Below are 8151 nucleotides of genomic sequence, written 5' to 3'. Positions count from 1 at the left end.
TTCGAAAGTCCCGCACAGCACCCACGGCGCCCGGCACGCACTCTCGCCGCACCGGCCGAAAGCCCAAGTACGTCCAGTACGAGGGCTTTCGTCCGGCACGCCGAGAGCACGCACCGGACACCGCGGGCACCGCACAGGACTTTCGAAACACCCCCTAGGGCAGCAGCTTGTCCAGCGCGGCCGGGCCCTCCGCCTCCAGCTTGCGCCGGGCCCATTCCAGGTTGCGCGGTGTGAGGTCCTTGCCCGAGGCGAGGACCACGTCCTCGGGTGACACGTCCGTGCCGGTGCGGGCGTGGAGCAGGGCGTCCGGGGTGGCACGGTCCTCGGACGGCCCGGTCGCGTCGGGTTGTGACGTCGGCATGATGTCTGCTCCTCGGATCCGGATCGTTCCTCGGTCCCGGTTTCCCTCACCGGTCCCGATATCACCATTCAACGCCCGGACGCACCCTGCATCCCGAGGGACCGCGGATCCGTCCCGGAAGACCGGGCGGCCACCCCGCCCGGCCCGGGATGCCCGAGCGCTCACCAGGGCGTCCCACGGGGGTGTCGGACGACTCGGACGGCTCGGCCGACCGGGAAGGCGTCCTCTCCGCAGGGGGCGTCAGGGACGCCCTCGCGTACCGGGCGCCAGGACGAGCATCGTGACGTCGTCGTGGAGGGCCCTGCTGTAGCGGGTGAGGTCCGCCCACACGTGCCCCGCCAGGGCGTCCGGGGCGTCGTCCGCGAAGCCCGTGAGCCGCTCGGTGAGCGGGTAGAAGACGCCGGCCGTGTCCCTGGCCTCACTGACCCCGTCGGAGGCGAGGAAGAGCCGGTCCCCGGGCCGCAGGGGCACCGTGCGGCCGACCGGGGGCACGGCGTCGGACAGCCCGAGACCGAGCGGGCTGCCGGCCGGGACCTCCAGCTCGACGACCCGTCCGCCCCGCAGCAGCAGGGGAGCGGGATGCCCGCACGCCACGATCCGCACCGCCCGCCCGTCCGCCGCGAACTCCAGCAGCACGGCCGTGGCGAACAGCTCCGAGTGCCGCACACCGGCCGAGTCCAGCACCAGCCTGCGGTCCAGCCGGGCCGCCACCGACTCCGGGTCCGGCTGGTCGAGGACCGCCTCCCGGAACGCGCCCAGCAGCGAGGCGACCGTCGCGACGGCCGACAGCCCGTGCCCCTGCACGTCACCCATGACCGCCCGTACGCCAAAAGGCCCGTCGCGCACATCGAAGAAGTCACCGCCGACCAGCGTCCCGCGCTGCGCCGCCCGGTACAGCCCCGCACACCGCACGGGCCCCACGTTCGGCGGCAGCGGTGACATCACGGCGTGCTGCGCGGCCTGCGCCACGGCCCGCTCGGTGACCAGCTGGGCGTCCCGGCGGCTGCGCACGAACGACACGAACACGCTCAGTGCCGCCACGAAGCAGACGGTGAGCAGATCGGTGCTGCCGGGATCGTTCAGATGGAAGGCCGGGACGAACAGCACCGCCACCACCAGACCGCCGAGCCCCGCCGTCGCCGCCGGCCCGTACGACAGGACGGCCAGCGGCGGGATGGCCCCCAGCACGAACCCGATGTCGAGCGGCTCGGAGCTGACCAGGGTCGCCCCGCACACCGCCGCCAGCAGAGCGGCCGGCAGCACCCGCACCCAGCGCGGCGGAGGCGCGCCCCGCAGCCAGCCACGCCGGTCCCGGTCGGGGCGCGACCACCGGCCGCGCACTGTGCTCACACCCCTACGCTGCTCCCTCGGCCCCCGCATCGCATGCGGGGGCCGGGGACGCTCCTGGCGCCTGTTGCCCTAGAACGGCGTGAGGGTCAGCCGTATCCCCGTGGGTGCCGTGTCCTGGATGTACGAGGCGAAGTCGGCCACGTCGTCGAAGGCGAAGCCGTAGGCCCTGCCGTCCTCGGTGGCCGCGTGGATCGCCTTCGCGTAGTGGTTGGTGAGCGTGGTCCGGTAGAAGGCCGCGGCGTCGGTCGTGGGCTGGGCAGGTGCGCTCAGCAGCGTCGAGCGGTTGAAACCGGCGCCGAGCACGGCGGCGACCGGACCGGTCGTGCCGGCGTTGGGTGCGGCGAGGTTCCCGTCGCAGAACAGCACGTCCCGGGTGGTGGGCCGGGCGAAGGAGACCGGCGCGGGCCCCTCGAAGGTCAGCCGGTCGCCGCGCACCCGGCCGGTGAAGGCGCCGGCGTTCGTGGTGACCGTGAGGTCCTTGCCCGTGTACGTGCTCCACACCTCGTCGATGTACGGCGCGAAGTAGTCCTCGGGGAACAGGCCGGCGTCCAGCCCATGACCGGGGGCGATGATCCGCCGGTCCGCCACGACCAGCGGCGCGAACTCCGCGACCTCCCGTACCGCGGCGAAGGCCTCCGCCCGGCCCGAGGCACGCAGGGTGCCCGTCGCCCGGTCCTGCGCGCCGGTCAGGCGGATGCTCATGGGCACGCTGAACATGTCGACCATGGTCGTGTTGCAGAACATGCCCGCCGAGTTGTACGTGAACTCCGCACAGTCATGCAGCATCGGGTAGTTGGGGTCCGAGGTCACCCAGCCGGCGGGGTACTGCAGCGCGGCGTTGCCGGCCCCGTCCGTGACCGCCTTGAACTTCAGCTTCTGGCCCAGTGACACATAGATCCGGCCGGACATGTACGGCAGTGACAGCCGGGTCTCGCCGCTCCCGGCGAGGCTGATCGCGTAGTCGGTGTAGCCGTCGGCGCCGTTGTCGGACAGGGCGATCGGCACGAGCGTCCCGTCGGGGGCGACGCGCACCTGTCGGCCGTCCTGGTTGCCGACGATGTAGACGTGGACGCCCGTGTTGTCGAAGGAGCCACTGGCGTTGACGATCGTCAACGGGAGGGCGCCGGCGGCCGCTTCGGTGGAGGTGCCGGCGAGGGCGTACGGGCCCAGCGCGGCGACGGCGGGTGCGGCCACCGCGGCTCCGCCCAGGGCGAAGAGGAGTTTGCGACGGCCGAGGGTGCGCTGGTGACGAGGTGCCATGTGGGGGGGGCATGTGGGGGGCATGTGGGGGGTCTCCTGAAGCAGTTGAGCTGGTGCGCCGACAGCCGTGCGAGTGCCGCGCGTTCGTGAGAGCGCTCTCACGCCGTGGTTGGGCCCAGATGCTACGTACGGCGGGCGTCCCGGCCCAGGGGCGCCGCGAGCGTTTAATTCGGCCTTAAGAACCGCTTAAGCGGTGTACCGTGAGGCGTCACGCCCCGAGACCGACGGAAGGAGGCGAGTGCCGTGCAGTCCACAACCACCCAGCGCTCCCTCTCCGTTGCCCCGGCGTGCTTCGCCTGACCGGGAGCGCTTCACGCAGTACGCATCCCGGAGGACACACCCATGACCGACATGGTCATCCGCGCGCTCGACGAGCGTGACACCCACCTCTTCGACGCCCTGCCCGACCCGCTCGGCGCACGCGAAGGACACCGGCTCACCCGGCACCGCCCCGACTGGAAGCGGATCGCCCTGCGCGACGGCGAAGTCGTGGCTCGCGGTGCCTGGTGGGGCGGCCCCGACGACATCGAACCCGTCAACGTCAACTGGTTCGACGTGGCCGAAGGCGAGGAGGAGGCCGGCGCCGAACTCCTGCGCACCGCCCCCTGGCAGGTCGAACTCGAACTGAACCTGCCCGGCGGCTGGCGCGAGGACCCCGCCCTGCGCGCGGCCGCCGAAACCCGCTTCACCGCCGCCCGCAAGGCCGGATACGAGCTCCTGGTGGAACGCTTCCTGTACCGCTGGACACCGGAGCGCGGCCTGCCCGAACGGCCCGGCCGTCTGGTCTTCGGCCCCGAACCGGACGACGAGGTCTTCCTCGACGCCCTGCGCCGCATCCACTCCGTCACCCTGGACGCGCACGCCCTGCGGGCCATCGAGGAGGGCGGAGTCGAGCAGGCGGCCCAGGAGGAACTGGACTTCTTCCACTGGTGCCCGTCGCCGCGGGAGTGGTGGCAGGTCGCCCGCACCCCGCAGGGAGACCCGGTCGGCATCCACATCCCGGCGCACAACCCGGCGGGCCCCTGCATCGGCTTCATCGGGGTCCTGCCGGAGCAGCGAGGACGGGGCTACGCCTACGACCTGCTGGCGGAGTGCACCCACTTCCTGGTCGAGCAGGGCGCGGAGTTCGTCTCGGCCGCCACGGACCAGGGCAACTTCCCGATGGCCGCCAACTTCGCCAAGGCGGGCTTCCCCGTGGTGCGGGAGCGCATCAACTTCCAGGTTCCGCGCATCGGCTGAGGTGATCGAGGTCTCCCGGCACCGACAGGCGGTTCGGGCCGTCTGTCGGTGCTGGGTGGCATGCTGATCGTCGGGTGGATCGGTGGCGGGCGACGGAGGCGTGGTGGGGTTCGACGGTGAGGTCTGGCGGGTGCGCAGCGGCGACCAGGCGGTCGGGGAGATCCTGATCGACGACGTCGACTTTCCGTGGCTCGCCGGTCGGTTCACGGCCGGTCCGGCCTACGGCGCGGTACAGGAGCTGTTCGCCCGCGAACTCGCCCTGGCCGAACGGGACGACGAGGACCACTGGAAGGAATGGGAGACGGTCCACGACGAGATCCGGCGCCGTGTGTCGCTGTCCTCGCCGGACGGCCCCGTGCCCGAGTTCCTGCTGCACATCGAGGGCGACCGGGCCTGGTTCCGGTGGAGCGACGAGCCGTTCGCCGACGAGGAGGACGAGGAGTGAGCGGGCCTCCTCCGGTTGGGGTCACACCCTCCGGCTGGAGTCAACCGGCGTCCAGCATGCCTTCGGCCGCCGCGAGGATCTCGGTGACCCGCAGTCCGAAGCGGGCGTCGCAGGGGTGCGGGCGGCCGGTGCGGGCGGCGTCGAGCAGGGCGTCCGCGGCCCGGGAGAAGGCGGTGAGGACCTCCTCAGAGCTCTCCGGAAGGAGCGTCACCCCCGTCTCGCCCCTCAGCTCCAGGGCGGCTCCCGCCGCCGCGGGCGGTGCCGTGAGGCTCAGCGTCAGCGTGCTCGACGCGCCGCCCGCGTGGTCGAGGACCAGGTGCACGGTGTCGCGCGGCCCGTGCGCGGCCGCCGCCACTCGCCGCACGTCGCCGAGTACCGGCAGCAGTACGGACAGTGCATGCGGGCCCACGTCCCACAGGGCGCCCTTCTCCCGCCGCCACGGCGAGTCGGCGAAGGGGTTGTCGCTGGTGAACACCGAGCCCAGCCACTCGGCCCGCCCGGTGAACCAGCCCGTTGCGCCCGCCTGTTCGGCGATCCACGTCTCGGTCTCGGACTGGAAGCGCGCGGTGAAGAAGACGACCGAGGCGACACCGGCCGCCTCGACGGCCTCGACGACGGCCCGCCCGTCCTCCGCGGTCGCGGCAAGGGGCTTGTCCAGGAGCAGATGGCACCCCGCCCGCGCCGCCCGCACCGCGAGCGGCGCCTGTACGGCCGGGGGCAGGGCCACGGCCACCGCGTCCACGTCGGCGAGCAGCGCGTCGACATCGTCGTAGGCACGCGTGCCGTACAGGTCGGCCAACTCCTTGGCCGCCTCCGTACGACGGCCCCACACCCCGGCGAAGTCCAGTCCTTCGTGTCCGCCGAGGGCGGGGGCGTGGGCCATCCGGGCCCAGGGACCGGTGCCGAGCAGTCCGATGCGCATGCCGTCGCCTCTCCATGCCGTACGACCTCGTCACGACCGTGCCGGAGGTCCGAACGGTCGGGGTGAGCGTGTCACACGGACCTGTCGGACGCGCAAGCCCCCCAAGGTCTCTGCCCCTCCGGTGGGATGCGGCGGGTCACGAGACCGGTGACATTGCCGGTCCCCGTTCCGGGGTCGCCCGCAAAGCGAGCCCAACGCGAGCTGTCCCGTAAACAGAAGGGATCCAAGAACCGCGAGAAAGCCCGCCTCAAGGTGGCCCGCGCCCACGCACAGGTGGCCGACGCCCGCCGTGAGTTCCACCACCAGCTCTCCACCAAGCTGATCCGCGACAACCAAGCGATCGGCGTGGAAGACCTGGCGGTCAACGGACTCGCACGCACCAGGCTGGCCAAGAGTATCCACGACGCCGGGTGGTCGGCATTCGTGCACATGCTGGAGTACAAAGCCGCCCGGTACGGCCGGACCTTGGTCAAGATCGGCCGGTTCGAGCCGACCTCCCGGACCTGCACCGCCTGAGGCACCCTCCACGACCGGGACCGCAACGCCGCGATCAACGTAAAGACGGCCGCCGGACTGGCGGCATCAGCCTGCGGAGCGCCGGTAAGACCAGGACTTGTCCCGGCACAGCGCGAAGAAACAGGAAGCCACGGATCCCCGCCCGCAACCTGTGCCGTATAGCGGCACAGCGACGGACGAGAAGGCCAGAATCCCCGGGCTTTCTTCAGCCCGAGGAGCAAGTCAAGAACAGTTCCTGTGCCCCCGCGGCAACTGCCCGCACGGCTCCTGACGGCGCCGACGGCATTGTGTCGGTGCACGGGACCCAGCCGGGAACGCTGGGCACCGGCACAAGCCGTCCATCCGTTCGGACCTGCGGCTTCGCCTCTCATTGCGGCTGAGTGCCGTCGCGAGAGAGTGCGGCCCCGAGCCGGTCGCGCGCCTCACGCAGCCGGCGCCGTGTGCGTCGGAGTCGAGCAGGGCCGCGGCGAGTAGGAGGGGTGCATGGGTGTTATCGATGGGGCCGTCGCTCAGTGTCCGCGGAGCTGCGGGCGAACGGGACCGCCTCTTGCCCGACGGGGACGGACGCCCTGTCCCGCCTAATGGGAGCTACGGGGCCGGGGAATGCTCGGTTCCGTAGCCGTCAGCAGGTGAGCACTATCGCCGCCGGAAGCAGTCGAGTTCTGGTGTCAGACCGTGCCCCTGCTGGTGGCCGGGAGGCCAGACCGCTGATGGGGTGGCGTGCCCGCCCTGCGGGGCGTGAGCACTGGATCCATTAGGCCGCGCGCGTGCCTTCCGCAGGCTACGACGTAGTACCAGGAACGAACTTGGGAGGGCTTGTTGCTGCTGATCGGTGACGACTGGGCTGAAGACCACCACGATGTCGAGCTCCAGGACGAGGCCGGCCGCAAGCTGGCCGCAGCGAACCTGCCCGAGGGCGTGGTCGGCATCGCCCGGCTCCACGAACTCATCGCCCGCCATGGCGGCGGGCTGGATCCCGCGGCGGTGATCGTCGGTATCGAGACCGACCGGGGCTCGTGGGTTCAGGCCCTGATCGCCTCCGGCTACCAGGTCTACGCGATCAACCCCCGGCAGGTGGCCCGGTTCAAGGAACGGTATGCCTCCTCCGGGGCCAAGAGCGACAAGGGCGACGCCCATGCGCTCGCCGACATGGTCCGCATCGACCGTGACCAGCTGCGACCGGTGGCCGGGGACAGCGACCAGGCCCAGGCCGTCAAGGTCGTCGCCCGCGCCCACCAGACGCTGATCTGGGAACGGACCCGTACCTTCCAGCGGCTGCGCAGCACGCTGCGCGAGTACTTCCCCGCTGCCCTGGCCGCCTACGCCGACCTCGCCCTGACCAGCACTGACGCGCTGGAATTGCTGATCAAGGCCCCCACGCCAGCAACCGCGGCGAAGCTGACCCGCACGCAGATCACGGCTGTCCTGGCTCGTCACCGCCGACGCAACCGGGAGGCGAAGGCGGCCACCATCCAGGCCGCGCTGCGTGAGCGGCAGCTCACCCTGCCGGAGCCGGTCACCGCGGCCTACGCGGCCGCCGTGACCGCTCACGCGCGGCTGATCATCGCGCTGAATGAGCAGATCGTCGCGATGGAAGAGCAGGTGAAGACACATTTCCTCGCGCACCCGGACGCTGAGATCTACCTCTCCATGCCCGGCATCGGGGAGATCACCGGAGCCCGGGTGCTCGCCGAGTTCGGAGACGACCCCACTCGATACGCCTCCGGGAAGGCGCGCAAGAACTATGCCGGGACCAGCCCCGTCACCCGCGCCTCCGGCAAGAGCCACACCGTCCAGGCACGGTATGTCCGCAACAACCGCCTTGCCGACGCCCTCCAACGCCAGGCGTTCTGCGCCCTGCAGGCATCACCCGGCGCCCGCCGCTACTACGACAAGCAACGAGCCCGCGACGTCGACTACAACCCCGCCCTCCGCCAGGTCGGCAACCGCCTCGTCGGCATCCTCCACGGCTGCCTCAAAACCCGCACCCACTACGACGAAGCGACCGCATGGTCGCACCACGCACACCTCCAAGCCGCTTGACCTCTAACGGCATGG

7 protein-coding genes and 1 pseudogene are annotated in these 8151 nt (G+C 71.4%); 4 read left to right on the top strand and 4 right to left on the bottom strand.

Translation table 11 applies throughout. The features are described 5' to 3' along the window. Positions 1-154: 154 nt before the first annotated feature. The 3 genes from AC5P09_RS50665 to AC5P09_RS50655 all read right to left on the bottom strand — a co-directional run bounded on the left by AC5P09_RS50665 (position 155) and on the right by AC5P09_RS50655 (position 2971). Positions 155-361, bottom strand: a complete 207-nt coding sequence (locus tag AC5P09_RS50665; protein WP_053748300.1) for a hypothetical protein — start codon at positions 359-361, stop codon at positions 155-157. 240 nt (positions 362-601) lie between these two features. Then, positions 602-1741, bottom strand: a complete 1140-nt coding sequence (locus AC5P09_RS50660; protein ID WP_493880425.1) for a PP2C family protein-serine/threonine phosphatase — start codon at positions 1739-1741, stop codon at positions 602-604. Between the two features lie 39 nt (positions 1742-1780). Then, positions 1781-2971: a beta-1,3-glucanase family protein gene (locus tag AC5P09_RS50655; protein WP_493880424.1), complete on the bottom strand. Its 1191-nt coding sequence runs from the start codon at positions 2969-2971 to the stop codon at positions 1781-1783. Positions 2972-3313: 342 nt separating this feature from the next. Here AC5P09_RS50655 and AC5P09_RS50650 point away from each other — a divergent pair, with 342 nt between their 5' ends. After that, a complete protein-coding gene (locus tag AC5P09_RS50650; protein ID WP_493880423.1) occupies positions 3314-4210 on the top strand; it encodes a GNAT family N-acetyltransferase in 897 nt (298 codons plus the stop codon). A 103-nt stretch (positions 4211-4313) separates the two neighbouring features. Next, positions 4314-4655 carry a hypothetical protein gene (locus AC5P09_RS50645; RefSeq protein ID WP_493880426.1) on the top strand — a complete coding sequence of 114 codons (342 nt, stop codon included), beginning with the start codon at positions 4314-4316 and terminating at the stop codon, positions 4653-4655. 40 nt (positions 4656-4695) lie between these two features. Here AC5P09_RS50645 and AC5P09_RS50640 read toward each other — a convergent pair whose 3' ends face one another. Beyond that, the gene (locus AC5P09_RS50640; RefSeq protein WP_493880422.1) at positions 4696-5577 is read right to left on the bottom strand and encodes a Gfo/Idh/MocA family protein; all 882 of its coding nucleotides are present in this window, start codon (positions 5575-5577) and stop codon (positions 4696-4698) included. 183 nt (positions 5578-5760) lie between these two features. Between AC5P09_RS50640 and AC5P09_RS50635 the strand changes: the two are divergent. Together AC5P09_RS50635 and AC5P09_RS50630 are read left to right on the top strand one after the other, a co-directional pair. Then, positions 5761-6255 (top strand): annotated as a pseudogene (locus AC5P09_RS50635) (RNA-guided endonuclease InsQ/TnpB family protein); the annotation flags it as partial. A 657-nt stretch (positions 6256-6912) separates the two neighbouring features. Further along, the gene (locus AC5P09_RS50630; protein WP_493880421.1) at positions 6913-8136 is read left to right on the top strand and encodes an IS110 family RNA-guided transposase; all 1224 of its coding nucleotides are present in this window, start codon (positions 6913-6915) and stop codon (positions 8134-8136) included. Positions 8137-8151 lie beyond the last annotated feature (15 nt).

This window comes from Streptomyces sp. a15 (assembly GCF_059026085.1).
This window is presented reverse-complemented; position numbering and strand designations above follow the sequence as displayed.